Origin of the sequence: Mucilaginibacter conchicola, assembly GCF_003432115.1 — a bacterium.
Lineage (GTDB): Bacteria > Bacteroidota > Bacteroidia > Sphingobacteriales > Sphingobacteriaceae > Mucilaginibacter > Mucilaginibacter conchicola.
In genome coordinates this window covers 92,489-118,219 of the sequence record NZ_QWDC01000001.1, presented here as the reverse complement: position 1 = coordinate 118,219, position 25,731 = coordinate 92,489, and the positions used below count along the sequence as shown (strand labels likewise).

23 protein-coding genes and 1 tRNA gene are annotated in these 25,731 nt (G+C 43.3%); 15 read left to right on the top strand and 9 right to left on the bottom strand.

Annotated features, from left to right (window positions below; all coding sequences use genetic code 11):
- Positions 1-78 precede the first annotated feature (78 nt).
- Positions 79-1,362 carry a M16 family metallopeptidase gene (locus tag D0C36_RS00445; RefSeq protein WP_117389631.1) on the bottom strand — a complete coding sequence of 428 codons (1,284 nt, stop codon included), beginning with the start codon at positions 1,360-1,362 and terminating at the stop codon, positions 79-81.
- Between the two features lie 39 nt (positions 1,363-1,401).
- Entirely contained in the window at positions 1,402-2,682 is a 1,281-nt protein-coding gene (locus D0C36_RS00440; protein ID WP_117389630.1) for a M16 family metallopeptidase, read from the bottom strand.
- Positions 2,683-2,866: 184 nt separating this feature from the next.
- Between D0C36_RS00440 and D0C36_RS00435 the strand changes: the two genes are divergently transcribed.
- Positions 2,867-3,424 (top strand): hypothetical protein, encoded by a 558-nt coding sequence (locus D0C36_RS00435; protein WP_117389629.1) that lies wholly within the window; start codon positions 2,867-2,869, stop codon positions 3,422-3,424.
- A 72-nt stretch (positions 3,425-3,496) separates the two neighbouring features.
- On the opposite strand, the gene D0C36_RS00430 is transcribed toward D0C36_RS00435, so the two are convergent.
- Positions 3,497-3,844 (bottom strand): phosphoribosylpyrophosphate synthetase, encoded by a 348-nt coding sequence (locus tag D0C36_RS00430; RefSeq protein ID WP_117389628.1) that lies wholly within the window; start codon positions 3,842-3,844, stop codon positions 3,497-3,499.
- Positions 3,845-4,188: 344 nt separating this feature from the next.
- Between D0C36_RS00430 and D0C36_RS00425 the strand changes: the two genes are divergently transcribed.
- The gene (locus D0C36_RS00425; RefSeq protein WP_158557048.1) at positions 4,189-4,923 is read left to right on the top strand and encodes a hypothetical protein; all 735 of its coding nucleotides are present in this window, start codon (positions 4,189-4,191) and stop codon (positions 4,921-4,923) included.
- A gap of 120 nt (positions 4,924-5,043) precedes the next feature.
- Here D0C36_RS00425 and clpB read toward each other — a convergent pair whose 3' ends face one another.
- Positions 5,044-7,644, bottom strand: coding sequence for an ATP-dependent chaperone ClpB (gene clpB / locus D0C36_RS00420; RefSeq protein ID WP_117389626.1), 2,601 nt, complete (start codon positions 7,642-7,644; stop codon positions 5,044-5,046).
- Positions 7,645-7,822: 178 nt separating this feature from the next.
- Here clpB and D0C36_RS00415 point away from each other — a divergent pair, with 178 nt between their 5' ends.
- Positions 7,823-9,160, top strand: a complete 1,338-nt coding sequence (locus tag D0C36_RS00415) for a sensor histidine kinase (protein ID WP_117389625.1) — start codon at positions 7,823-7,825, stop codon at positions 9,158-9,160.
- Positions 9,161-9,221: 61 nt separating this feature from the next.
- On the opposite strand, the gene D0C36_RS00410 is transcribed toward D0C36_RS00415, so the two are convergent.
- A complete protein-coding gene (locus D0C36_RS00410) occupies positions 9,222-10,640 on the bottom strand; it encodes an ATP-dependent DNA helicase (RefSeq protein WP_117389624.1) in 1,419 nt (472 codons plus the stop codon).
- A 69-nt stretch (positions 10,641-10,709) separates the two neighbouring features.
- Here D0C36_RS00410 and D0C36_RS00405 point away from each other — a divergent pair, with 69 nt between their 5' ends.
- The 4 genes from D0C36_RS00405 (at position 10,710) to coaD (ending at position 13,281) form a co-directional block, all read left to right on the top strand.
- Positions 10,710-11,507 (top strand): DUF3822 family protein, encoded by a 798-nt coding sequence (locus D0C36_RS00405; RefSeq protein WP_158557047.1) that lies wholly within the window; start codon positions 10,710-10,712, stop codon positions 11,505-11,507.
- Positions 11,498-12,046 carry a 16S rRNA (guanine(966)-N(2))-methyltransferase RsmD gene (gene rsmD / locus D0C36_RS00400; protein WP_117389622.1) on the top strand — a complete coding sequence of 183 codons (549 nt, stop codon included), beginning with the start codon at positions 11,498-11,500 and terminating at the stop codon, positions 12,044-12,046. Before D0C36_RS00405 ends, rsmD begins: the two co-directional genes overlap by 10 nt.
- The gene (nudK, locus tag D0C36_RS00395) at positions 12,036-12,620 is read left to right on the top strand and encodes a GDP-mannose pyrophosphatase NudK (RefSeq protein ID WP_117389621.1); all 585 of its coding nucleotides are present in this window, start codon (positions 12,036-12,038) and stop codon (positions 12,618-12,620) included. The genes rsmD and nudK overlap by 11 nt, the downstream gene beginning before the upstream one ends.
- Positions 12,621-12,816: 196 nt before the next feature.
- A complete protein-coding gene (gene coaD, locus D0C36_RS00390) occupies positions 12,817-13,281 on the top strand; it encodes a pantetheine-phosphate adenylyltransferase (protein ID WP_117391310.1) in 465 nt (154 codons plus the stop codon).
- On the opposite strand, the gene D0C36_RS00385 is transcribed toward coaD, so the two are convergent.
- The gene (locus D0C36_RS00385) at positions 13,262-13,885 is read right to left on the bottom strand and encodes an NUDIX hydrolase (protein ID WP_117389620.1); all 624 of its coding nucleotides are present in this window, start codon (positions 13,883-13,885) and stop codon (positions 13,262-13,264) included. The genes coaD and D0C36_RS00385 overlap by 20 nt on opposite strands.
- On the opposite strand from D0C36_RS00385, the gene pyrE reads away from it, so the two are divergent.
- The 5 genes from pyrE (at position 13,884) to D0C36_RS00360 (ending at position 18,191) form a co-directional block, all read left to right on the top strand.
- A complete protein-coding gene (pyrE, locus tag D0C36_RS00380; RefSeq protein WP_117389619.1) occupies positions 13,884-14,525 on the top strand; it encodes an orotate phosphoribosyltransferase in 642 nt (213 codons plus the stop codon). The genes D0C36_RS00385 and pyrE overlap by 2 nt on opposite strands.
- A 15-nt stretch (positions 14,526-14,540) precedes the next feature.
- Positions 14,541-14,936, top strand: a complete 396-nt coding sequence (locus D0C36_RS00375) for an SRPBCC family protein (RefSeq protein WP_117389618.1) — start codon at positions 14,541-14,543, stop codon at positions 14,934-14,936.
- A 368-nt stretch (positions 14,937-15,304) separates the two neighbouring features.
- Positions 15,305-16,933, top strand: coding sequence for an ABC-F family ATP-binding cassette domain-containing protein (locus D0C36_RS00370; protein WP_117389617.1), 1,629 nt, complete (start codon positions 15,305-15,307; stop codon positions 16,931-16,933).
- 30 nt (positions 16,934-16,963) lie between these two features.
- Positions 16,964-17,776, top strand: a complete 813-nt coding sequence (locus D0C36_RS00365) for a carboxypeptidase-like regulatory domain-containing protein (protein WP_117389616.1) — start codon at positions 16,964-16,966, stop codon at positions 17,774-17,776.
- Between the two features lie 342 nt (positions 17,777-18,118).
- Positions 18,119-18,191: transfer RNA gene (locus D0C36_RS00360), tRNA-Lys, on the top strand.
- A gap of 67 nt (positions 18,192-18,258) precedes the next feature.
- On the opposite strand, the gene D0C36_RS00355 is transcribed toward D0C36_RS00360, so the two are convergent.
- Both D0C36_RS00355 and D0C36_RS00350 read right to left on the bottom strand, forming a co-directional pair.
- Entirely contained in the window at positions 18,259-19,044 is a 786-nt protein-coding gene (locus tag D0C36_RS00355; protein WP_117389615.1) for a DUF4261 domain-containing protein, read from the bottom strand.
- 194 nt (positions 19,045-19,238) lie between these two features.
- Positions 19,239-19,727: a hypothetical protein gene (locus tag D0C36_RS00350; protein WP_117389614.1), complete on the bottom strand. Its 489-nt coding sequence runs from the start codon at positions 19,725-19,727 to the stop codon at positions 19,239-19,241.
- A 119-nt stretch (positions 19,728-19,846) separates the two neighbouring features.
- Here D0C36_RS00350 and D0C36_RS00345 point away from each other — a divergent pair, with 119 nt between their 5' ends.
- From D0C36_RS00345 to D0C36_RS00335, 3 genes are all read left to right on the top strand, one after another.
- Positions 19,847-20,053 (top strand): hypothetical protein, encoded by a 207-nt coding sequence (locus tag D0C36_RS00345; protein WP_117389613.1) that lies wholly within the window; start codon positions 19,847-19,849, stop codon positions 20,051-20,053.
- A gap of 11 nt (positions 20,054-20,064) precedes the next feature.
- The gene (locus D0C36_RS00340) at positions 20,065-22,047 is read left to right on the top strand and encodes an HRDC domain-containing protein (RefSeq protein WP_117389612.1); all 1,983 of its coding nucleotides are present in this window, start codon (positions 20,065-20,067) and stop codon (positions 22,045-22,047) included.
- 89 nt (positions 22,048-22,136) lie between these two features.
- On the top strand, positions 22,137-23,684 hold the full coding sequence (locus tag D0C36_RS00335) for a hypothetical protein (RefSeq protein ID WP_117389611.1): 1,548 nt from the start codon (positions 22,137-22,139) through the stop codon (positions 23,682-23,684).
- Positions 23,685-23,711: 27 nt separating this feature from the next.
- Here D0C36_RS00335 and D0C36_RS00330 read toward each other — a convergent pair whose 3' ends face one another.
- A complete protein-coding gene (locus tag D0C36_RS00330) occupies positions 23,712-25,730 on the bottom strand; it encodes an alpha-amylase family protein (RefSeq protein WP_117389610.1) in 2,019 nt (672 codons plus the stop codon).
- Position 25,731: the final 1 nt, after the last annotated feature.

Sequence of the window (25,731 nt, the reverse complement as noted above, 5' to 3'; positions counted from 1 at the left end):
GTCAAGAATTTGACATTCCGAAGAACAAACATTCCGCTTTCGTCTTGATTCTTGACTCTTACTTCTTGATTCTCTTTACTAATATTTCCCTACCACAACTTTATAAAAGTTGTCGAAATCATAATATTTATTGGCAAGTGCTTTCAGGTCTTGAGCGGTTATATTCTTCACTGTTTCGGCGTAACGCTCGTAATAATCATAACCAAGACCCGAGAAATATATGTTCTTGAACTTATCTGCGTGCGACATTACATTCTCCAGACTACCCAATAATGAACCCAGCATAAAGTTGCGCACCAGTGATAGTTCTTCATCAGGGATCAGATCTGCTTTCAATTGATTGATCTCTTTCTCCACCTCAGTAAGCGCGGCTTTGCAAACATCAGCCCCTACCTCTGATGCGATAAAGAATGAGCCTGCATTTTTAAATGATGCCATGCCAGAGCCGATGCCGTAGGTATAACCTTTATCCTCTCGGATATTGCTCATCAGCCTTGAACCGAAATAACCACCAAGCACGGTATTCAAAACCTGCAAAGCCGGAAAATCGGGATGTGAGCGTTTAACGAACGGCGTACCTATGCGGATAGCCGATTGCAAAGCGCCCGCCTTCTCTTTGTAGATAAAGCGCTCCTCTGCCGATTTTACTTCGGGTTGGTTAGTATCACCTTTTGCAGTGGTGTTGTTCCAGTCATCCTCAAATGTATTGGTTACCGCGGCAATAACTTCGGCACCTGCTTTACCTGCAATTACTATAGTACAGTTTGCAGGCTGATACATTTGCTTAAAGTGCTGCAGCATATCCTCGCGGTTAAGCGATTGGAAATCTTCCGGTTGAGCAGCTTTACCGTAAATAGTATCGCCAAACACAGCTTCATTGAATAATCGGCGGGCAACAAAATCGTTCTTTTGCAGGCTTACCTGTAGCTTCTGTTGCTGGTTACGTTTATAGGTAGCCAGTTCTTTCTCGGGGAAGATAGAATCCGTTAACACCTCTTTCACCACCGGCAGCGTAGCATTCAGGTGTTTGGTAAGCGTGTATAACGTTACCTGCGAGTTATCATACCCATAGTCAAACTGCAGAAAAGCGCCGTAAAAATCTATCTTATCGGCTATTTGTGCGGCTGTCATGGTGGTGGTACCATCATTCAGTAAAGTATTCACCGCAACGTTCATCAGCGGCTTGGCCGGATCAAAACGCAGGTTACTGAAGATAAATTCGATGCGCACCAGATCCTGCTCGCCTGAATTAAAAACGAATAGTTTAGTTCCGTTGACAAGTGTTTGCCTTTCGGGATGGATGAGGTTTATATTTTCTACACCGTTAAATTGTGGCGGCGTTTTTCTGTCAAGTTCAGTCATGTTTAGCATTTACGCAGCCGGTTGGGCTGCCATCTCAAATCAATTTTCGGCTTCAGATAATTCGGGCTCATCAACACCATCGGCTCGCTCGGCAAGATAAATAAGCGTAGAAGAGTTTTCCTTACGGAAAATGTTTAGCGCCTGCTCTCTTATTTGCGAGGGGGTAACTGCTAAAAACTTAGCCGTTTCGCGGTTAAACTCGTTGGCATCGCCCAAAAGCTCATAATAAGCCAGGTTCATGGCCTTATCCAGTAACGACATTTCAGCGAACACCATCGTGCTTTCGGTCTTGTTCTGCACTTTGGTAAGCTCCTCTAACAAAACATCTTCAGCCTTCAGTTTCTCTAACTCTGCCCAAAGCGCCTGCTCGGCATCTTCCATGCTAACCCCTTGTACAGGCTTGCCCTGCAGCACAAACATGCCTTTATCCAAACTACCGGTGATGTAGGCATGCACCTCGCTGAAAAGCTGCTTGTCTTTTATAAGGCTCTTATACAAACGTGATGAGTTGCCCCGCGAAAGGACATCAGAGATCAGCTCTGTTGGATAGTAAGCAGGATCTGCCCTGTCGCAAGTTTGAAATGCAATGTAGATATCATTCAAAGGTACTTTACCACTGGTAGTTTCGCGGCGCTCTTCGCGCTGTGCCGGCTCTTGTGGCAGGTTGCGTACATATTTTTCGCCAGCGGGAATGTTGCCGAACCATTTTTCGGCCAGTTCTTTCACCTGCTCGGTGGTCACATCTCCCCCAACAACCATTATGGCATTCTGCGGATTGTAATGCTTTTTAAAGAAGGCTTTTACATCCTCTATCTTGGCATCCTCAATATGTTTAATGGTTTGGCCAATGGTAGCCCAGCGGTAAGGGTGCGTTTTATAAACCAGCGGGCGCAGCTTTAACCACACATCGCCATAAGGCTGATTTAAATAACGCTGTTTAAATTCTTCTATCACCACATTACGCTGTACTTCAAGGCTTTTCTCGCTAAAGGCGAGGCTCAGCATGCGGTCGCTCTCGAGCCAAAATGCGGTCTCGATATTGGCAGATGGCAGGGTGATATAATAGTTGGTAATATCGTTGCTGGTGAAGGCGTTATTTTCGCCGCCTACACGTTGCAGCGGGCCATCATAATTGGGAATATTTACTGATCCACCAAACATGAGGTGCTCAAACAAGTGAGCAAAACCGGTACGTTCGGCATCTTCGTCGCGGGCGCCAACATCATATAAAATGTTAAGCACCGCCATCGGTGTAGTACTATCTTCGTGGACAAGGACACGCAGCCCATTGTCAAGGGTAAAGCGATTAAATTTAACCATGTATATTAAATAACGGTTAGCAAATGTATAATTTTTAGTATGCGGTGGTATAAATGCTGTGTAAGTTTTTCAGTTGAGCCAATAAAAATCGACTGAGCACTTACCTTGCCATCGGCATAATTATTTGGTTTATATTTAAGTAAGTTTGATAACCCTGATAAAGTTTCAGCTGATTTTATTTTAGATGCTTACACCCGACGATATCATCAAAGCCCTGTCTGCCGACCGTACAAAAGGTTTTGTAGATCGCCTATCGCAAAAAGTGCGCGATGAAAACTTTGATATCAACCAACTGATAGACCTGACATTCCACAAGGACGAACAGACCGGCTTCAGAGCAGCATGGTTGCTGGATACAACTTTACATGCAGAACCTGAGCGTTATGCAGATGATCTCCCCTACTTTATTACCCGCATGGCAGATGTAACCTATCCAAGCTGCCAACGCCACTACACCCGTGTGCTACTATCCTTCACCGACAAGAAAGCACCGGATGCCATTCGTAAGCAAATAGCAGCCCTGGATATGGAACCCGTGGTTGAAAAATGTTTTGATTGGCTGATAGACCCGAAAGTGAAGGTGGCAGTTAAAGCCTTTGCCGCCGAGATATTGTATAACCTTAGTCCGCGGTATGATTGGATAAAGGATGAACTGGTGAACCAGCTTCACTTTATGATGCGCGATGGTACTGCGGCGATACAGGTAAGAGGGAGAAAGCTTTTGAGCTTAATTCAAAATTAAAAAGTCAAAATTAAAAAGCTTAGCGTGCTTGCCCTGCTTCCAAATTTTGACTTTTTAATTTTGAATTTTGACTTAATTATTCGCCGGTCTGTCCGCCCCATTTAAATTTGTGCTCACCTGGTGGTGGTGCAATTTGGCTGCTATAGCCGATGAACTATCATCGGCATAGGTACCGTAGGCGTTTACAAGAATGCCCTTAATACCATATTTAGCCGAGCTGATGCCATAGACAATAGCCATATCGTCGGGATTGCTTTGGCCCTCGAAACGGTAGAACTCATCTATCTCAAAATCGTCGGCGGTCATGTGTATATCTTTAGACTTGTCGTCTATGGTATCTCCTTCAAGGCTTAAATTCTCTGTATATCCTCTTTTAGTAAGGTCGTTAGTGGCATCCACTAATGTTTCAAAATTTTTCATGATGATAGCGTTTAATTGGTGTGGCCGTAACCACAACTTAGTAACCCAAAAAGCGTGCCCGTTGTTTGATGGCCGACTGATAAATGCGACCACGAGTGTTCACGTTCACGCCATGAACATCGTGAACATTCGTGAACGCTTGATAATGAGCAGTTTGTTACTAACAGAGATTTACCAGTTGGATAAATACACTTTTAATTGCTCAAAATTCAGTTTAACGTAGCTCTAATATTTAAGCTAAAGTCATCACCAATAAGTAAATTTCAAAGTAATTTACTTATTTTCGAAAGCAAATTAACCTTATCGCATAAATGAAAAAAGCGCTTTTAATCTGTACATGTTTTATGTTATTGTTGCTGGCATGTAAGAAAAACAACGACAATCAAAGCTCAGATAAAAAGCTAATAAAATCTGCTGTTAGCACTTACCCCAATGGCGATCAATACGTAATTAATTATGATTACGATAATAACAATCGTCTTACGTCATTACAAACCCGTTACACCGGCACGCAGTTTCCGCCAGACGACGTAGATCAAACCTTTTTTTACGATAACGAAGAAAACCTTATTAAAACCGTTAGTATTGAAAACGGAGTAAAATCTGTTTTTACGTACACTTATGATAAAGGAATCCCTACAATGATGACCTACCAACCGTCTGCCGATAACCCGAGAACAGTTGTTGACAAACTTGTTGTTGAAAATGGTTTAGTAGTAAAAACCATTTCGCAGACTTATCCGGGAAGCTTTAACGAATATTTTTATCAAAATGGTAACCTGATAAAATCAGTATCGACAGATGTTAGCAATAACAAACCATACATCGCAACCGGCGAATATGAGTATGGCGACAACAAGAGCGCTAACACCGGAGTTGGCCTGAAATGGAAAGTTTTTAATTACCCATCTAGCAGCAAAAATGAAATAATCAAATACACCCGTAAATCCCCTGATGAAAATTACTCGGTGCTTTACAAATATACGTACGATGAAAGCGGCTACCCGCTAACATCTGATACACCATTTGGTACTGACGGTCATACAATCACAAAATATACCTACATCAATTATAAGTAACAAAAAGAGCCGCCCTAAGGCAGCTCCATTGTCTGAACTGTGTTTAAAGAATGCCGCAGACCGGCAAATTTATCAATCAATCACATAGCCGTGTAACGTCCGGTCTGCTATCAACAGCACTTATCCTTCATTCGCATTCATAAACACAAAGTTGTTATCAAACATATCCAACTTTATCTTACTATCTCTATCCACCTTGCCAGCAAGGATCTGTTTTGATAATTCGTTCAGTATTCTCTTTTGTATAACCCGTTTAAGCGGGCGTGCACCAAATTGCGGGTCGTAACCTAACTGGGCCAGCCAGTCTAAAGCTTCGTCTGTCGCTTCAATGCTTACTCCCATTTCAGCCAGGGTTTGCTGCACTTGTTTAAACTGTAGTTTCACAATATCCCCTATCTCATCACGGCTTAGCGGAGTGAACATGATGATCTCGTCTATCCTGTTCAAAAACTCGGGGCGAATGGTTTGCCTTAACAGGTTAAACAATTCGTTCTTGGTTTTGGCTATCACCGCTTCTTTATCGCTGTCCTCAAAATCCTGGAAGTTCTCTTGGATAATGTTTGAGCCGATGTTCGAGGTCATGATAATGATGGTGTTTTTAAAGTTCACCACGCGGCCTTTGTTATCCGTTAAGTGGCCGTCATCCAACACCTGTAGCAGAATGTTGAATACATCCGGGTGAGCTTTCTCTATCTCATCCAATAGCACTACACTGTATGGCTTACGGCGAACAGCTTCGGTTAACTGGCCGCCTTCATCGTATCCCACGTATCCCGGAGGCGCTCCAATTAATCTTGATACGGCATGGCGTTCCTGATACTCGCTCATATCAATACGTACCATCGAGTTTTCATCGTTAAACAGGTACTCGGCCAGTGCTTTGGCCAGCTCGGTTTTACCCACGCCGGTAGTACCCAGAAAAATGAACGAACCGATTGGTTTACGTTTATCCTGCAAACCGGCACGGCTGCGGCGTATAGCATCGCTTATGGCCTCAATAGCCTCTTCCTGACCGGCCACGCGTTTGTGCAGCTCATCTTCCAAACTCAGCAGCTTTTCGCGCTCGCTCTGCACCATTTTACTCACCGGGATACCTGTCCAGCGTGAAACCACACCGGCAATATCATCGGCAGTAACTTCTTCTTTCAGCATGCGGCTATCATCCTGGTTTTCCTGCAGGGCAGCTTTCAGGTCTTCAACTTCTTTCTGTGCCTGCACAATGGTACCGTAACGTAACTCGGCTACCTTGCCATAATCACCGGCACGCTCGGCTTGCTCAGCTTCCAGCTTATAGGTCTCAATTTGCTCAACCTTTTGGTTAATGCCGTCAACCAGGTCTTTCTCGCCCTGCCATTTGGCACGTAACGAATCACGTTGTGATGACAGGTTGGCTATCTCCTGGCTCAGCTCGGCAACCTTATGGTCATCTTTCTCGCGTTTTATCGCTTCGCGTTCAATTTCCAACTGCATGATGCGGCGTTCCAGTTCATCAACCGCTTCAGGTACCGAATCCATTTCTAAACGCAGTTTAGAAGCAGCCTCGTCCATCAGGTCGATAGCTTTATCCGGCAGGAAACGATCTGAGATGTAGCGTTGCGACATTTCAACGGCGGCGATGATGGCCTCGTCTTTAATACGCACCTTATGGTGAGCCTCATACCGCTCCTTCAATCCGCGAAGGATGGAAATGGCATCGGCAGAATCAGGCTCATCAACCATTACTTTCTGGAAACGGCGCTCCAACGCCTTGTCCTTTTCGATGTATTTTTGATACTCGTTCAAAGTAGTTGCACCTATCGAGCGCAGTTCGCCACGGGCAAGGGCCGGTTTAAGGATGTTTGCAGCATCCATAGCACCTTCGCCACCGCCGGCACCAACAAGGGTGTGGATCTCGTCGATAAACAATATGATATCGCCATCGCTTTGCACCACTTCTTTGATAACGGCTTTCAAACGTTCTTCAAACTCGCCTTTGTATTTGGCGCCTGCTACCAACGCACCCATATCTAATGAGTACACGGTTTTACTTTTTAAGCTCTCAGGCACATCACCTTTAATGATACGGAAGGCAATACCTTCTGCAATGGCGGTTTTACCTACGCCGGGTTCACCCACCAGTATCGGGTTGTTCTTGGTACGGCGACTAAGAATCTGGATAACACGGCGGATCTCTTCATCACGGCCAATAACCGGGTCGAGCTTTCCGCTTTCTGCGTACTCGTTTAAGTTACGGGCATATTTATTTAAAGCATTGTAAGTAGCTTCGGCGTTTTGGTCGGTAACCTTGTTGTCGCCGCGCAGGCTTACGATTGCTTTTTTCAGGTCCTTCTCGTTTACACCGGCATCTTTCAGGGCTCCGGCAGCTTTATCGCTACCGGCCAAAATGCCTAATAAAATATGTTCTACCGATACAAACTCGTCCTTAAATTCTTTGAGGTACGATTGTGCTTTTTGCAAAGCAGTGTTTGTATTTGACGACAAATAGATATTGCTTCCGCTCACTTTAGGGAACGATGCGATCTGTTCGTCGAGGGTATCGTTTAGCCGGTTAAGGTTAACGTTTAGCTTTTTTAAAAGGTAGGTTATAACGTTTTCATCAACCAGTAACAAACCCTTTAATAAATGGGCCGGTTCAATAGCTTGTTGCTGATTACCGGTTGCAATTTCAGAAGCCTTTTGTACAGCTTCCTGGGCTTTTATGGTAAAGTTGTTAAAATTCATAGTACACAAGTATCATCAAAACTAAGGCCATAGCATCTGCCCCTGCAACAGTCTGAATATTTGACAGAAACATTTGAAAACCACACGCCATTTTGTCAACCCGCCTGACTAAATGCACATTTCACATTTGTTTAAAAACCAACTATTTGATACATTTGAGTACCCCTAATACGTAACCGTGGAGACCCATTTTTTTACAAAGCTTGCCCAAAAGTATCGCGAACCCTATCGCAACTACTACACCTATCAAAATTTACAGGGTGTACGTACTGCCAGCTTTATTTTTCTGAGCCTAAGTATCATCATCAGGGTGTTGTACCATTTGTTTCCGGAGAGTTTAACCAAGGCACAGAATTTCCCCGAGTTTGATTTTATCAACTGGTTATTTATTGGCATAACACCATTCTTTTATATAATAAGCCATCTGTTTATTATTGAGATGCGCAAAACAAAGCATGGTACGGCGGGCATGTCGTTATTCGTATTTATTTTCGGTCTTTACATCATTGTTTGCGGGATGTATTCCAGTTTTATCTCCACATCAGACCCCAGCAACAGCCTCACGCTTTACCTTATTGCCTTGAGTGTGGTGAGTATGCTTTTCACATTTGAGTATTACGAAACACTAATCTTATTAGTAGGTATCGAGCTATTGTTCACAGTATTGTGCTATCACGCGCAGGTAAGCCCTACCGATATGGTGTATAACCAGATGATATCGGCCATTTTGTTAGCCGGGTTCTATCTCACCTCGCGGTATTTCTTTAGCTACAAGGCCAGTTATTACGGGCAGATAGTAGAGATACGCGAACAGAAAACACAGATAGAAAAAGCCAACGTATTCAAAAACCAGGTATTGGGCACCGTTGCACATGACCTGCGTAACCCTATCGCAGCTGTTGAATCATTAACCATGATGATGGCGCTTGATGACATTGACGCAGATACCGAGGATAACCTGAACATGATGCGCGAATCATGCGTGAAGGCACGTACCATTATTGACGACCTGCTTGATGCGGCGCGAGATGAAAACGCCGGACTATCTACAGATAAAATGCAACGTACCGACCTGAATAAATGCTTGCAGGATATTGTAGCCACCTGGAAGATACAACAAGGCGGCAGGGAGAATGTGGTACTGATAAGCAACGTAAAATCGGCCTTTGTGATGATGAACCACGAGAAATTCCCGAGGGCGATAGATAACCTCATCAGCAATGCCCTTAAATTCTCAAAAGATGGCAACAAGGTTGAAGTTCATTTAAACCGCGATAAGCGCAACCTCATTATCCAGGTAAAAGACCACGGTATGGGCATCCCGAAGGAAATGCTGCCGACAATATTTGAGCGCTTCTCAGGTGCCGGCCGTTCGGGTTTGCGCGGCGAGCAATCTACAGGCATAGGCCTCAGCATTGTGCGCGATATTGTGAACAGCCACAACGGCAAAATAACAGCACAAAGTAAAGAAGGCGAAGGCAGTTTGTTTACGGTAACGTTGCCGGAAGTTCAGTAGCTTGTAGTTCATAGATCATGGTCGTAGTAACTGCCATGAACTATCATCCATAAACCATGATCTACTCTTTATCCGTAAAGAACTTATCATTAAAATTCACCAGATATAATTCCTCTGTTGCACGGGTGCAGGCGGTGTAGAACCATCTCAGGAAATCGGTATTTACCATTTCTTCGGTAAGGTAACCCTGATCAACAAACACAGCACCCCACTGGCCGCCCTGGGCTTTGTGGCAGGTAATGGCGTAAGCAAACTTCACCTGCAGTGCATTGTAGTACGGGTTCATTTTTAGCTCGTTATGCTTATCGCGTTTGTTGAGGATGTGGTCGTAATCTTTCATGGCCTCTTCGTAAAAGCGACGCTGGTCTTCCTGTAAAAGTGCGGGGGCTTCTGAGTATAGCGTATCTAACAACACCTTACAGTCCAGTATGGGATCTTCGGCGTAATCAATAAACTCCAGTTGCACATCTGCGAAGCGGAAACCGTACATTTCCTCAAACCGGCGCACCTTTTTTACGCGGGCTATATCGCCGTTGGCAATGAAACCCGTGCTGCTGTCTTCCTGATCTTTTAGCCAGAAATAGTTATTACGAACGATCATCAGCTGGTCGCCGCCGGTTAGTTCTTCCTCGCGGTAGAGGATACGGCCGCGAATCTGTTTGTTATAAAGGTTGGCGTTCTTATTACTGCGGCAGATGATGAGCGTATCATCATTACCATATTTGTTATAGGCATAGTTAAGCCCTTCTTCCAGCATATCACCACGCATGCGGAAAACATCTTTATAACCTTTTGTAACTATGCGGGGCATCACCTCTTTTTCCTGGCGGATGATGTTGCGCACATTAGTTACGTTGTACAAAATGCCCGATTCTTTTTGCTGGCGCAGAACATCCGTCAGTTCATAGGTATGTACATCCAGCCCAAAAACGCCTTTCATTAGTTTGGCATCAAGCGCGGGGCTGTCTATAGTACCTACCGGTGGTAACTGGGCGGTATCGCCAACCAGCATCAGTTTGCAATTTTTGGTGTTGTAAACGTAGTTCACCAGGTCGCGCAGCAGGGTTTCGCGGTTGCCGCTGTTGTGCTCGTTCGAGATCATCGACGCCTCATCCACAATAAAAAGCGTATTGGCGCTCATATTCTCGGCCAGGGCGAATGCTTCATCAACATTTATGGCAGACTTTTTACGATAGATGCGTTTATGAATGGTAAAAGCTTTTCTTCCACTATAGTTAGTGATCACCTTGGCCGCCCTGCCCGTAGGTGCCAGCAACACCGACCGAAAATTATATTTAGGCAAGGCCTTTACCAGCGCACCGACAATGGTTGTTTTACCGGTACCGGCGTAGCCACGAAGAATAAAGCATTCGTCGCCGTCTTCGGTAGCCAGAAAAGTATGCAGCTTATGAAAAAGCTCCTGCTGCTGGGCCGTTGGCTGGTGCGGAAAACTTTTACTGATATATTCGGTGCCTTGCATAGCACAAAAATGCCAATAACTATGTTAATACAGGTAATTGAGAAAAAATATTACTTTTGCTTTAACTGCATGAGCGAGAATAAAACCCTTTACACCAGCACCGACTTAAGCCTTAACCAGGCCAACAGCTATACCCTGCTGTTACAAGTTGAACCCAACAGTTTCAATTACGCTATTGTACACGGCAAGCAGCTTTTAAGCTGGGGCGAAAATTTCAGCACTGATGAATTACGCGACCCTAACCTGCTGCGCGATATCCTCACAGCCAACTACAAACAGGTAATAACCGGTTTGGCTGCCGAAGCTTTTACCCTGCTGCCAAAATCGCTTTACGAGCCTGAGCGTGCTAACGAAATTGCCCGCCTGCTTGATGTTAAAGAGACCGAAAAGGTATTTGCCCAGGAACTGAACGATGATAACGTGATCATCTACAAAGTTGATGAAAGCCTTACTTACGCAGTTAAAGACTTTGATAACCAATCCATCTGCCATATTGATGCGGGCTTTATTAAGGCCATCCCTAATGATTACCCTACAAGCAATACTTTGTATTTGAGCATTGGTCATGATATGGCTTCTGTAGTTAATTACAAATACAACAAAGTACGTTTCTACAATACTTTCAGCATAAAAAACCACGAAGAACTGGCTTATTTCTGTGCACTGGTTGCTAAAGAACTGGAGCTGGAACCAAAAGATATGCGCCTGGTACTAAGCGGCGAAATAAACGATACTGATGGTTACTTTAACTATTTGAAAGAGTTTTTCGGACAGGTACGCATCAGTAATATCACGGTTTTAGAGGCGCCTTATACTGTGCCTTTACATAAGTTGCTGGCCCTTGGAGCATTATCGCTATGCGTATAATTGGTGGTAAGTTAAAAGGCCTGCGGTTAAACCCGCCAAAGAATTTACCGGTACGCCCCACTACCGATCTGGCAAAAGAAGCCCTTTTCAATATCCTGCAAAACCAGATAGAGTTTGAAGGCATCACCGTGCTTGATCTTTTTAGCGGCACCGGCAATATCTCCATGGAGTTTGCTTCGCGCTATGCAGAGAAAGTAACCTCGGTTGACAGGAGCATCCATTGCGTTCATTATTTGAAAGATGCATCGCGCCAGCATGGTCTTACCCAAATAGAAACCTTTAAAGCCGACGTATTTAAATACCTGGCTATGGAGACCGAACAATACGACCTTATATTTGCCGACCCGCCGTATGACCTGGATAAGATCCCTACCATTTCAAAAGTAGTTTTTGAGCGTAACCTGCTTAAGCCCGATGGTTTACTGATTGTTGAACATCAAAGTATGCAAAACCTGGCCAACCATCCGTCTTTTGTAGAGCAGCGTAAATACGGGCATTCGTCGTTCTCTTTTTTTAAGCATCCTACCGATGAGCAATAACCACGTAAGAAACCTACAGACCACCGTACTATCAGATAACTGGTACACCCTGCGCAAAGCAACCTACGAACTTTTGGGCCGCGACGGCGAGTGGCAGGCCCAGCAACGCGAAGCTTATGACCGTGGCAACGGTGCAGTTATTTTACTATATAACAAAGCCGAAGGCAAAGTGATCCTTACCCGCCAGTTCAGGCTGCCTACTTATTTAAATGGAAACGAAGATGGTTACCTGATAGAAGCCTGCGCAGGTTTGTTAGATGAACATAACCCAGAGGATTGTATCCGCAAGGAAACCGAGGAAGAAACAGGCTACAAGATAACGCAGGTGCAAAAAGTATTTGAAGCGTATATGTCGCCGGGCTCGGTCACCGAGATACTTTACTTTTTTGTGGCCGAATACAGCAAAGACATGAAAGTTAGCGACGGCGGCGGCTTAGCCGATGAAACCGAAAGCATTGAGGTATTGGAGCTCGAATTTAGCCGAGCTTTAGAGATGGTGAAAACCGGTGAGATAAAAGATGCCAAGACGATAATGCTGTTGCAGTACGCGCAGATAAATCAATTATTGAACTAATAATTCATGTCATTTCGAACGATAGAGAGAAATCTTCTACTTCATAAACTTACGCGTACAAATCGCTCGTAGAAGATTTCTCGTCGCCCCGCTCGCACCGTCCCAGCCCTTCTGCTCGCTCGAAATGACAGTTAGGTTTTTAACAGCTTTTTCTAATAACTATTCCCTATTTTTGATGAGCAACAAAGCTACTGATATGAAAATAGCCCTGTTCCCGGGTTCGTTTGATCCTGTTACCAAAGCGCACGTAGATATTGTAAAACGGGCAGTAAACCTTTTTGATAAGCTTTACATAGGCGTAGGTGTAAACAGCAGTAAACAAGGCCTGCTCTCTGCCGGTAAACGCGAAGAAATGTTACGCGCAGTGTTCTCTTATGACGAACGCATCCACATCGTAGCTTATGAAGGCCTTACCGTTGATTTTTGCCGCAGTATTGGTGCCGATTACATGATCCGCGGTATACGTACCGTAAGCGATTTTGAGTACGAAAAAGCTATCGCACAAATGAACCATGCGCTTGAGCCGGAGATAGAAAGCATATTCATTGTAAGCAAACCTGGTTATTCGTCCATCAGCTCAAGCATTGTGCGCGAAATTATCCGTTACAATGGCGATGTTTCGCAGTTTGTACCCAAAGAAGCTATACCTTTTCTGCAATAAGCTTTTCTTTTACCAGTACATCAATAATTGATGGGAAAGTGTTGTTGGTAATGGCAGGCACCTCCCGGTCGCTAAACCAGCGCACATCGGTTATACCCTCTTCCAGTTGGGGTACTAATTTAGCCTTGCCTTTATAACGCATTTTAAACCAGTGGGTCTTTTTAAGCACCACTTCGTTCTTATATATATAAGTATGGTAAGTTTTGCAGATCTTCTCTTCCAGCTTGCTCACTTTAATGCCGCATTCCTCTTCTACCTCGCGCACGGCGGCAATTTTGGTTTTCTCTTTCTTCTCTATCTTACCTTTTGGCAAGTCCCATTTATCATTGCGGTAAATAAACAGGTGTTCGCCATGCTGGTTAGTCACCAGTCCGCCGGCAGCCTCAATCAGAAAGTTATCTTTGATCACCTGTTTCAGAAATGCCTTTGCGTCATTGCAAAGCACATAAAATAATTTATGCTTTTGCTTAAGTGCCCAATGGTAAACAATTTTCAGATCAAAGTGCTCTGCATCAATCGCTTTATACCCCAATTCAAGATCGGGTGTTTTAACGGTAAGCAAAACCACTTTTTCGTTAATATAAATTCTGTATTTTTGAGCCATGTTTAACAATAGTGAGACCCAACAGCAGGTCGCCGAATTTTTGCTGCAAATTAAAGCAATAAAATTACAACCTACTAATCCTTTTACATGGGCTTCAGGCTGGAAATCACCCATCTATTGCGATAACCGCGTAACCCTATCCTACCCAACCATCCGCACTTACATAAGGCAACAACTATCGTCGGCCATACAAGAAACGTTTGGCTCGGTTGATGCCATTGCAGGTGTTGCTACCGCCGGCATACCACAAGGTGCCCTTGTAGCGCAAGAGCTTGGCTTACCTTTCATCTACGTACGTGCTAAAGCAAAAGAGCATGGTCGTGGCAATTTGATCGAGGGTGAAATTACACCGGGCCAGCGCGTGGTAGTAATTGAAGACCTTGTATCAACCGGCAAAAGCAGCTTACAGGCTGTTGATGCTCTGCGCGAGGCCGGTTACACGGTTGCAGGTTTAGCCGCTATCTTCAGCTACGGTTTTGATGTAGCCGATGAGAACTTTAAGAATGCTAAATGCCCTTACTTTACACTATCAAACTATAACGCATTAATAAAATATGCCGAAGAGAAACAGTATGTTACTGCGGCAGATGTAGAAATGCTGAAAAAATGGCGTGAAGAGCCATCAACCTGGGGCCAATAAAAATCTGATCTTATTATGAGTGTATTTGAAAGTGCAGTTACCATCAATAAACCTGCAAGTGTTGTTTATGCCTTTTTAGGAGATATGAATAACCACAGGCAGTTAATGCCCGATAGTATTACCGATTGGCAATCAACAACCGACCAGGCGAGTTTCAACGTGCAAAACATCACTACACTATCATTAAAAATAGATGAACGTGTTGCTGATACATTGATCAGAATTATCCCGGCAGAAAAAGCTCCATTTGATCTGGAACTGAAATGGGAATTAAACAGCGCATCAGAAAATACCGAAGCAAAGTTTACCATCACTGCCGATCTGAATATGATGATGAAGATGGTGGCCAGTGGCCCGTTAAAGAAACTCGTAGAAGAAGAAACGGCTAACTTAGTACGTTTGCTAAGTTAGCCGTGAGGATTAAATTTCGTTTCTGGCTCCGTTCTTAATGTGATTGGCGGCCACTAACGCGTTTACGATGAACAGACTGGTTACTACAATAGCCATAGTTTAATTAGGGGTTTTAGGGGATTTGTTTGTTTTACGGAATAACCTGTTCAAATGTTATACCGTTGCATAAATATATGCAATAATTGAATCATGCAAGCATATTTAAAAGTTTTTTAACTAATACTTTTAAATATATTGAGGAACCTTATCCCCACAACAACAACGGGTTGTAGATTATTATCCCAATTGCCTAAAACAGGCCTAAATTATCCCCGCACTTCAATTACTTAACAATTTAGCGTACCTTTGCGGCAAATTAGAAATGCAGCATGATAACGGTATCAAACTTATCTCTTCGTTACGGTAAACGCACCCTTTTTGAGGATGTTAACCTTAAATTTACCCAAGGCAATTGCTACGGTATTATAGGTGCCAACGGTGCCGGTAAATCAACCTTCTTAAAAATATTATCGGGCGAGATAGATCCTACAAGTGGTTCGGTAAGCTTTACCCCGGGCGAGCGTATGGCCGTGTTAAGCCAAAACCACTACGCCTTTGATGAATTTACCGTTATCGAGACCGTAATGATGGGGCATAAAGAGATGTATGCCGTAATGAAGGAGAAGGATGCTATCTATTTAAAAGAAGATTTCAGCGATGCTGACGGCGAGCGCGCCGGTGAGCTGGAAAACCTTTTTGCTGAAATGGATGGTTGGAATGCAGAAAGCAACGCTGCTACCCTACTCAGCAACTTGGGCATCAAAGAAGATAACCACTATAAACAGGTTAAAGATCTTGATAATACTCAAAAAGTACGTGTGTTATTAGCACAGGCTCTTTTTGGCAAACCTGATATCCTGATACTGGATGAGCCTACCAACGACCTGGACATTAACACCATCAGCTGGTTAGAAGATTTCCTTGCATCGTACGAGGCTATTGTACTGGTAGTATCGCACGACAGGCACTTCCTTGATACAGTTTGTACGCACGTGGTAGATATCGACTTTGGTAAGATGACCATCTATACCGGTAACTATACGTTCTGGTATGAATCGAGCCAGTTGGCATTGAAACAACGTGCCGAGCAGAATAAAAAAGCAGAGGATAAGGTTAAAGAGTTACAGGAGTTCATCCGTCGCTTTAGCGCCAACGCTTCAAAATCAAAACAAGCCACCAGCCGTAAAAAAGCTTTGGATAAGATCAACCTTGATGAGATCCAGCCATCAAACCGTAAATATCCTGGTATCATCTTTAACAACCAGGGCCGCGAGATTGGCGACCAGGTATTGCAGGTTGAAAACCTTAGCAAATCACTTAACGGCGAGGTGTTGTTTTCAAATATCAGCTTTATGGCTGCCAAAGGCGATAAAATAGCTGTTATATCGCAAAACAGTTTGGCTACCTCGGCTTTCTACGATGTACTTACAGGCCGTGATACCGACTTTAAAGGCTCATTTAAATGGGGTGTTACTGTTAACCTGGCCGATATACCTACTGATACTGCCGAATACTTTAAAGGTAAAGATGATAACCTGATAGATTGGCTGCGCGAGTATTCGCCGGGCGAAAAAGATGATCAGTTTATACGCGGTTTCCTTGGCCGTATGTTATTTAGCGGCGAAGAGGTTCTGAAAAAATCAAACGTACTATCGGGTGGCGAAAAAATGCGTTGTATGTTTAGCCGCATGATGCTGCAAAGCGCCAACATGCTGTTGTTTGATGAACCAACCAACCACTTAGACCTGGAATCGATCACTGCGCTTAACAACGGTATGAAAGATTTCCGTGGCAATATGATCTTCACCTCGCGTGACCACGAGTTGGTGCAGACCGTCGCTAACCGTATCATCGAATTAACCCCGTCAGGTATCATCGATAAATTGATGACCTACGACGAGTATATAAGTAGTGAGGCTATACAAAAGCAGCGCGAGGAAATGTACGCGAAAGCGTAACTAATTCCTTTTTGAATCGTCTATACCGGTATGAAACGTGTACTATTAACTGTATTACTAACCATACCGGTATTTTTTGTTTATGCGCAAGACTTTACCGGCCGCATAACCGATGGCAAAACCAACCAGCCCCTGCCCTACGTTAACGTGGGTATAGTTGGCAAAAACGTAGGTACTGTTACCGATGATAACGGCGCATACAAGATAAACCTCGCTAATCATGATAACGATAGCCTGCGCATGTCAATGGTAGGTTACGCGCCACAAACCTATAAGGTGGCAGACATCATCTCCCAGCCCGGAAAAACCTTCACACTATTGCCATCTGTAACCCAACTTAACGAAGTAAGGGTAAGCAACCATAATTGGAAACAGGTTATATTAGGTAACACCACACGCTCAAAAAATACCAACGCCAGTTTCAACACCGGCAGGCCGGGCAACGAGATAGGCACCATTATCAAGATCAAAAAATCGCCTACTTATTTAAAGCAATTCAATGCTTCTTTGTCCTCAGCTGCCGAATTTGATTCCACGATACTGCGCGTTAACTTTTATACCGTGAAAGATGGCCTGCCCGATCAGCTCATTCAACATCAGAATATATTTGCCGTGGTTAAACGCGGACAGGATATGATAACAGTTGACCTTCAACCATATAACATTGTGGTTGAGGATAAATTTTTTGTAAGTTTAGAATGGATAAAGCAAGCGCGTGTGCAAAACTTATGGTTTTCGGCCAGCTTTTTTAGCGGATCAATAATAGCCAGAAACACCAGCCAGGCCGCTTGGGACAAGGTTGGGATAGCCGGATTGGGCTTTAACGTACTGGCAGAATATTAGGTTACAACAATTTATCAACAATTCATTGATATTCAGTTAATAATAGGTAGTTTTAGATAACCGATCAAACCATCTTTAAACTATATTATTATGTATGTAATCGCAATTATGGGCTACATAATACTTAGCCTTGCCTTCATCCTGGGGATGGGGGTCATCCTCTTCAATTTTCTTAAATACATCAAGTCACATTTTTACCCGGGATGGAAGTTACCGGACTACATTTATCACCTATTTGTAAAACGGACGCCACTGCATTAAGCAACCGCGCTGTTTGTATTTTAAAGTATAATAATTAAGGCACGGATAGTATATATTTGTAGCCCTCAGCAAATATTTACCGACTCCGTAGCTCAGCTGGTAGAGCAAATGACTCTTAATCATTGGGTCGAGAGTTCGAGCCTCTCCGGGGTCACTGATTTTTTTGAGTACTACTCAAGTTTCCTTAAAAGGATCGTATCCAATAATACGATCCTTTTAACTTATATCTCAAGCTTAATCGACTGCCCCTCAATAAATCGTCCTTTTGATATACTAATGGATGCTTTTTGCTCAGCGGTAAGTCCTATTGTTTCGCCTTCTTTTAGAGTAACATCATTACCTATCACATAGGAAGTAATATTGAACAAGAGGTCGAATAATTCTTCTAACGTTAGTTTTGAATTGATAATTTCAATTTCGGATTTCTGAAAGTCTTTTAGGCCATAAGTATAAGCGTTGTTACCCTTATCAGTATTTCTTAGTCCAATGTAAATCCACAGTGCGACGGGAATTTCATTTTCTTTAAGCGATTCAATATAGGTAAGATATTGTGTACGTGGAATAAGCAATGATTGACTTCCTTGGTATACCGCGACTGCTTCGGATGTCATTAAAACCGCACTCAAAACCTGGCTTAGGATTTTAAATCTTTCTAAAGAGGATTTTGTTCCCGCCATAATTGATACAATCGCATGCCCTGTGTGGCTCTCTAAGTCTTTTAGGGCGGACGGCCAATTATAAGCATATTGAGCTGTACCCTCTATATCACCCCAAGGTATTGGCACCCCCATGTTTGCTAAAGCAATTGTTTCGCCGTTTATATTGAATGATGCTGCTTCATCGTCTCCTACTAATTCGGTAATATCAAGTCCCCAAAATATTTTCAAATTGTCAATAACTTTATCCAATTGATAATTGTTATTATCATTAAATATTGGCATTGCCAATAAAATATTTTCTCGTTTTGTTTCTTTTTTTTCTTTCTTAAAAAAATTGAATACTGGCATTTGATGAAATTTAATCGAAATAAAGATATAGGTTTTATTAGTCAATGATAGTTAAGAACGATGCTTTAGAGCCAAGATGATTTTGCAATCATCAATAAAAGAGTTCGATATCTGTACCTATCGGTCACGCATATAAAAAGCCCTTAGCAACCATTTGCTAAGGGCTTTTTATTAAATATAGTTCAAGCTCTTCTTTATTCTGTTAAATAAAACATTTGCAGATAATTGGTAAGATCAGTATTATCCTTAACCACCGGCTTCTCATCAATCATAAGTGCTGTTACTTCAGCATTATTTTGAGTTAACTGCACCTTAAGCGTATATTCCTTTTCTTTTAACTTTAGGTACACGGTGTTGTTTGCTTGCCCAGCAAAGCTAACGGGAATATATATCGAATAGGATTCAAACTTTTTATCACCATAAGTAAAAGGTGGTCTTACAGCAAACAGAAGTGCAGTAGTTTGTCCTGCTGTATTCTTCTGATACAGTTGCACCTGGTCTTTTGTATACGCACCGGCATTCGATTCGTTTAGCAGATCTGTACCGGTAGCGTTTTTTACTGATAAATACAACTCCGGCCCCCGCATTGGCGAACATGCACAAAGCTCGCCGCCATTATTCATCTTCTTACAGCCAACGCCAACAACAAAAAGCACAAAAAGGATTAATAGTGTTTTTTTCATAAGGAAAGGTTTAGTGTAGTTACGATTGTATTTGCCGTAACGCTACAAAACTATCGAAATATATCAACGTGTTCAAAACTATAATTGGCCGGAGCACTGCCATCGTTTATTTTTGCGGAATGTCTACCAAATACGAAGCACATTACGAGGACAGAACATTTTATTTTTTTATTACCTCAAAAGAACCGGATGAGATAAGGATCACGATGTATGGTGCAGTTTATACATTGGTAAAAAAGGATGATGAGTGGAAAAATCACTCTACCAATCAAATGATCATGGTACCGGGCCTTGTTAATGCTGTAGTGGCGGCAGCAGGCCTGTAAGGTAGCAAAACATGGATAACCCGTCAATTAGCCTCGCACAAGCATACGTAGACTATACCAACACACTTGTTTTTCTTACAGGAAAAGCAGGTACCGGAAAAACTACATTTTTAAGGAAGATACGACAATCATCAACCAAAAAAATGGTGATCGTAGCACCTACAGGGGTAGCGGCTATAAACGCAGGTGGCATGACCATTCACTCGTTGTTCCAATTACCATTTGGCCCCCTGTTGCCCGAACAAACTGATCGCCCCGAAACAAAGTACAATGCCGAAAAGCGCGAATTGCTGCGGTCGCTTGAACTTTTGATCATAGACGAGATAAGTATGGTACGGCCAGATGTGCTTGATCAGGTTGATCTTATACTGCGAAATATACGGGGTAACAAACATGCCTTTGGTGGTGTGCAGCTACTGCTCATCGGCGATCTGGCCCAGCTAAGCCCCATCATTCGCGAAGAAGAATGGAGCCTGTTACGGCCTTATTACTCAACGCCATATTTTTTTAGCAGCCTGGTTTTACAACAAACAGATTACGTGCGTGTTGAGTTGGATAAGGTTTACCGCCAAAGCGACCCAACCTTTGTGGGCATCCTTAATGCCATGCGCGATCAGCAGCTCACCGAGCAAGATCTAACTCGTTTAAATACCAGGTTTATCCGCGGCTTTATGGCGGATGTTGGCGAAGGTTACATTACACTAACTACGCACAACCGTATTGCACAATCAATTAATGCGGGGCATCTTGAAGCATTGCCCGGGGCCGAAACCGTGTATAAAGCCACCATCCGTGGCGAGTTTCCGGCAGATGCCTACCCTACTGAAACAACACTATCACTTAAAGTTGGTGCGCAGGTTATGTTTGTAAAGAATGATAACTCGCCTGAAAAACGTTATTATAACGGAAAGATAGGCCGCGTTATCGATCTTGAGCCGGCAGCCGTATTGGTCGCCACACCAGATGGGCTGGAAATACGGGTTGAAGCCTTGGAGTGGACAAATGTGAAATACGAACTTGGCGGAGACGATGGCATAAATGAGAACAATGCCGGAAGTTTTGCGCAGATCCCTTTAAAACCGGCGTGGGCCATCACTATCCACAAAAGCCAGGGCCTAACTTTTGATAAAGCGGTTATTGATGTTAGCGAAGCATTTACCCACGGGCAAGCTTACGTTGCGCTTAGCAGGTGCCGATCTTTAGAGGGGCTTGTTTTAAGTAACCCGGTATCTGCACGTAATGTAATTGCCGACCCTGTTGTAAACCGCTTTAATCTTGAAGCAAAAAACAGGGAGCCTAATTTCGATACTTTAGAGAAACACAAAGAAGCCTACAGGCTATTCCTTTTATCAGAATTGTTTAACTTTTCGGGCTTAAAAGAAACATTATCCAAGTTTAAAGCTTTGCTGCCCGGCGGCGGAGACGAGATATTCAATGTTGCTGATAAGATGAAATTATCCCAGTATACGGATGAACGGATCCAAAAAGCTGCCATCTTTTTTAGTGATAAATTAGAAACAATGCTGGCGGGTCTCTATGTGTCATTAAGCGGATATGTAGGCACCTCTAAAGAACTTGCCGCGCAGGCAGATAAACTCATGCATTGGCTTGTTAACCGGCTATGGCTATTAAAGGCATTTAGCGACCAAACCTTCACAACGGATGACTATCTGCGCATATCGTTACAAAAACAAACGCCAGAGCAATCGCTACTTAAAGCATTAAATGCTAAGCCAAACGAAGCGCTTTATGAGCGTTTAATTGAATGGCGCGAAACAACCGCACAAACAGAAGGTGTGTTGGCGAGCATGTTATTTTCTGAACAAACCTTAGCCGCCATTGCCGCCAGGTTGCCTGCAACATTAAAAACACTAAGTGGCGTAAAGGGTGTTGGCCCGGAGAAGGTAACGCGTTATGGCGCCAAACTAATCACACTTATCAGGGCATACCAGCAGGAACTAAGCGGCGGTGACGATCAGGCCAGCCTGTTTTGAACATAAGTAGCTTCACATTTTCTGCAAACAATTTCAATAGCTTACATCTTGTTAAATAAGTACTTATTGGTTTTACCATATCTAAACTTATGTCGCAACATGCCATTGAGAACCTTATTGAGGATACCGTACATCTTATAGATAAAGCAAAACTTACCGATACAATAAAACGCCAATACCTTGCCGGCATTTATCGCATACAGGCGCTTTATGATACCGGTTACACTCACTTTAGGGTAATTGATATATTATTGAAATACAAATTCGTTTACCGTATACCGGCCCACAATTATCCAAACCTTGCCAAACAGATAACCCAAATACCCGGTTGGGCAAAAGAGGAAACTACAGGCGAGTTGGCTTACGTACAAACCAGGGATAATGAGACTTATTTTTATATTGATGCAGGCAACATTGCCTGGGAAACACTTTGTAAAAATGGTGTATTAACAGGTAATGATTGTGCGCCTTTAGCAGAATTTAATTTAAGCGAATTGTTAAGCAACATTCTGCACGAAGCCGAAAAACAAGGCGAACAGGCATTACTCACCAATTGGTATGGCCTCCTGGTAAACAGTTATCTTGATGGCAGCCTTGGCGAACAGGAAAAGCTCCCGCAAACTTTTGAGAAACTGATAATAGATAAACATCTGCTTAACATCCGCACCATTGCCCAACACAACCAGATAAAACGCCTGCGCAATGCTGATGAAGATCTGATACTGCCTATCCTATCAGACGAAATACAAATAGCCGGCGGCTTGGAAAAAGAATATACCGCACGCTTCTTTCTCGATCTGAAAAAATCAATCATTACCCTCAAGGCTGCTTATGATAAAGCAGCAAAGGCCAAAGCCTTAAGTGGTGATGTAATAGAACAGTTAATTGATATTAAGCTACAGGATGCTTTATTGGCCGCAGGCTGGACTGGAATAACCACTGATGAACAAAATTCGTGGCGATGGTTTAAAGATGCACCCACAGGCAGAAAGTTTGTATGGCTGGTATTTGAAGAGGCTGATAAATTTCTGATGTGCCACCTGGGCTTGCAGCACAACCAATTATTACAATGGCAACAGCGCAATTCCGACCTGGAATTACCACATATCCACTTCTACCAAATGGCCATCGCATCATTACCTGAAAAACGGCAAGAGAATAAGAAGTTTATTCACCCTTATGGTGGCTGGAAATTTGATATTACCAAGCCTCTAAAAACTTTAGAAGCACAGATAAATAACCTGATAGAAGACATCGCGATAGCGGAAAATACATACTTCGATTTCCTGGAGAAGGAATTTCCCAATGCTTTCTTTAATCGCGGCCCTGAAAACTTACTCTACCTGATGGAGAATGGTGTAGACGGTTCGGGCGTGATTCCTGATTACCTGCTGTTTGATAGCCCGTATGCCATTTTGTTAGCTTTTGTATATCATTACAAAACCAATGGAGACGATAAAAAAGCGGACAACATGATCCGCTCCATTTCTAAAAAGCTTAAAGCTAAGACGCGCAAATCAGCCTATGAGATAAAATATCTTGAGCCATTTCTTAAAGCGTACGAAAAAGACAAAGCCAATACTGCTATGCCCCCTGTTTATCATAGCTTGCTGATAAAGGAATTTATGAAAGCATAGCCAATACCAGCAATACTAAATAAGGCTTTATTTCACAGTAAATTTATAAAGAGCAGCATCTGCCCCACCAAGTTTAAATTGAAGAGCACCATTATTAATTATCGGGTTATTTTGCAGCAATTCTTTCCCGTTCAACAATGTTTTAAAGTTGATGCCTAAACGATCTGCTGTGAGCGAATAACTTGTCGGCTGTTTACCGTAATTAAAGGCAGCCACGTAAAACACATTACCTTCCCGTTTAGAGAATATGGCAGATGCGCCTTTCCCTGTATTGCCGTCAACCGGGCGGAATGCTTTACCTGGTTTAACCACTTCCAGCAATTCTGGCTTTTCGTAGTATTTTTTGATACGCTCACTCCATTGGCCGTGGGTTGATAGATCGTCACCAGACAGCCAGGTACCTGTTATCAGAGCAGATAATAAACGTGCGCGGTTGGCGCCTTCAGTCTCGTCATTAAAAACCACGTGGTCGGCGTCGAGATAATCATACAGGTAGGTTTGCCACCAGCCGTAGGTTACACTATTTAGGGTATATTGCGTATTATCAATAGATTTAAAGGCATCACAAGCTATGCGCCTCATGTGGGTATACCTGCCTGTAGCCAGGCTTGGCGAAATAGCAGCATAGATGAGCATATCTTTACCTGTTTGACTGATCAAATACTCCATCCCCTTACGGTACGCTTCCATCCCCGTTTTAACCGATTTGTCATAAAAGCCGTTAGCTTCAATAGCGGCATGCCCAAGGAAGTCTATCTTGATCATGGAGAAACCACAGGCTTTAAGTTTACCAATAATGTAGGCGATGCGTTGCTTTGTACCGGGATGCGTTGGGTCAATAGCCCTTGCGCCATCCAAGTCATGATAACCGCCGCCAACCTTTGTCCATATATCGCCGAAAGTGTAATCACTACCGTCTACCTTTCGGTTTGGCCCGCCGCCATGGCCCCAATCGGTGAACGGTGCCCAGTAAACACCCGGCTCCAATCCTTTTGCGCGGCAATAGGTTACAAACTCTTTTAGTTCAGCATAATCGCCGTTATGCACCAACTTATCCCAGTACGAATCCAGATCGATGTAAGCGGTTTTACCGGTACGAAACGCGGGGATGCTATCGGCAAAAAAGTCGACCACCTTTTTGGCCTTATCCAGGCTGATGTGCTCTTGTATCACACCCCAACTGTTCCATCCTACGGGCGTGGGCTTTGTCCATTTAGCAACAGCAGGCGGGTCGGCAATACGGTTAGCTTTTCCGTATTCTTCCATGCCTTTGCGCCAATCGGCAAAGTACCCCATCATTATCCGTGGCGAACGGATGGTATTGCCTTCTATTATACCGTGAGCAATTTTATCACGGGTTACTGCCTCAGCGGTATAACCTGCCCAAACATCTATTTTATTAACAGGTTCGCCAGCGTTTAAAGATACGCCCGTTTTCCAAACGCCATGCTCTATTGATCCGGCAACAAGCCCGCCCCTTGCTTTCTCTGAGTATACGGTACCAACTTCGGCACTTACGCCGTTATCCTTACCAAAAGCTTTAGACTGATAACTGATAAAAGTATCATTATCAAAAGGCACAAAAACGGTTTGCAAATCGCCGCCTGATACGGGTACAAAGCCACCGTTTATAGGATGCATGTTGTTGCTTTTTAATACAGCCCCTGTAAAAGATATCTCCGTAAAAAAGTACCCACGATCATCATAAGTATAAAACACTTGCTTCATCTGCTGAAGCCCATCGGCGGTTAGTGTTATGGTATGTTTGTACCCGTTACCGAAGCCGTCTTTAATACGTTCCTTTGTGTATGAACGCTTTAAGTATTTACGTGTATCTAATTCTATATCATTTACTTTAGCATCAGCATATATAGTTTTAAATACGGCTTCATTAGCTTGATAAGTATCGAAAGTACCCCGCGACAGATCGTAACTTATACGTCCATCCTTACCGAAAGGGATGCTTACTTTCTTTTGCGCATTGGCGATAATAGAGGCAAATAAAAGGCATAAGGCGGTGCTTAGCCTGGCGATATTTTTCAGCATG

Excerpts from the sequence above, each read along its gene's own strand:
- D0C36_RS00405 (WP_158557047.1), top strand. The coding sequence starts at position 10,710 with ATGAGCGAGAATAAAACCCTTTACACCAGCACCGACTTAAGCCTTAAC.
- pyrE (WP_117389619.1), top strand. The coding sequence starts at position 13,884 with ATGTTTAACAATAGTGAGACCCAACAGCAGGTCGCCGAATTTTTGCTG.
- D0C36_RS00340 (WP_117389612.1), top strand. The coding sequence starts at position 20,065 with ATGGATAACCCGTCAATTAGCCTCGCACAAGCATACGTAGACTATACC.
- D0C36_RS00410 (WP_117389624.1), bottom strand. The coding sequence starts at position 10,640 with ATGCAAGGCACCGAATATATCAGTAAAAGTTTTCCGCACCAGCCAACG.
- rsmD (WP_117389622.1), top strand. The coding sequence starts at position 11,498 with ATGCGTATAATTGGTGGTAAGTTAAAAGGCCTGCGGTTAAACCCGCCA.
- coaD (WP_117391310.1), top strand. The coding sequence starts at position 12,817 with ATGAAAATAGCCCTGTTCCCGGGTTCGTTTGATCCTGTTACCAAAGCG.
- D0C36_RS00425 (WP_158557048.1), top strand. The coding sequence starts at position 4,189 with ATGTTATTGTTGCTGGCATGTAAGAAAAACAACGACAATCAAAGCTCA.
- D0C36_RS00430 (WP_117389628.1), bottom strand. The coding sequence starts at position 3,844 with ATGAAAAATTTTGAAACATTAGTGGATGCCACTAACGACCTTACTAAA.
- D0C36_RS00365 (WP_117389616.1), top strand. The coding sequence starts at position 16,964 with ATGAAACGTGTACTATTAACTGTATTACTAACCATACCGGTATTTTTT.
- D0C36_RS00335 (WP_117389611.1), top strand. The coding sequence starts at position 22,137 with ATGTCGCAACATGCCATTGAGAACCTTATTGAGGATACCGTACATCTT.
- D0C36_RS00435 (WP_117389629.1), top strand. The coding sequence starts at position 2,867 with ATGCTTACACCCGACGATATCATCAAAGCCCTGTCTGCCGACCGTACA.
- D0C36_RS00345 (WP_117389613.1), top strand. The coding sequence starts at position 19,847 with ATGTCTACCAAATACGAAGCACATTACGAGGACAGAACATTTTATTTT.
- clpB (WP_117389626.1), bottom strand. The coding sequence starts at position 7,644 with ATGAATTTTAACAACTTTACCATAAAAGCCCAGGAAGCTGTACAAAAG.
- D0C36_RS00375 (WP_117389618.1), top strand. The coding sequence starts at position 14,541 with ATGAGTGTATTTGAAAGTGCAGTTACCATCAATAAACCTGCAAGTGTT.
- D0C36_RS00440 (WP_117389630.1), bottom strand. The coding sequence starts at position 2,682 with ATGGTTAAATTTAATCGCTTTACCCTTGACAATGGGCTGCGTGTCCTT.
- D0C36_RS00350 (WP_117389614.1), bottom strand. The coding sequence starts at position 19,727 with ATGAAAAAAACACTATTAATCCTTTTTGTGCTTTTTGTTGTTGGCGTT.
- D0C36_RS00370 (WP_117389617.1), top strand. The coding sequence starts at position 15,305 with ATGATAACGGTATCAAACTTATCTCTTCGTTACGGTAAACGCACCCTT.
- D0C36_RS00330 (WP_117389610.1), bottom strand. The coding sequence starts at position 25,730 with ATGCTGAAAAATATCGCCAGGCTAAGCACCGCCTTATGCCTTTTATTT.
- D0C36_RS00385 (WP_117389620.1), bottom strand. The coding sequence starts at position 13,885 with ATGGCTCAAAAATACAGAATTTATATTAACGAAAAAGTGGTTTTGCTT.
- nudK (WP_117389621.1), top strand. The coding sequence starts at position 12,036 with ATGAGCAATAACCACGTAAGAAACCTACAGACCACCGTACTATCAGAT.
- D0C36_RS00355 (WP_117389615.1), bottom strand. The coding sequence starts at position 19,044 with ATGCCAGTATTCAATTTTTTTAAGAAAGAAAAAAAAGAAACAAAACGA.
- D0C36_RS00445 (WP_117389631.1), bottom strand. The coding sequence starts at position 1,362 with ATGACTGAACTTGACAGAAAAACGCCGCCACAATTTAACGGTGTAGAA.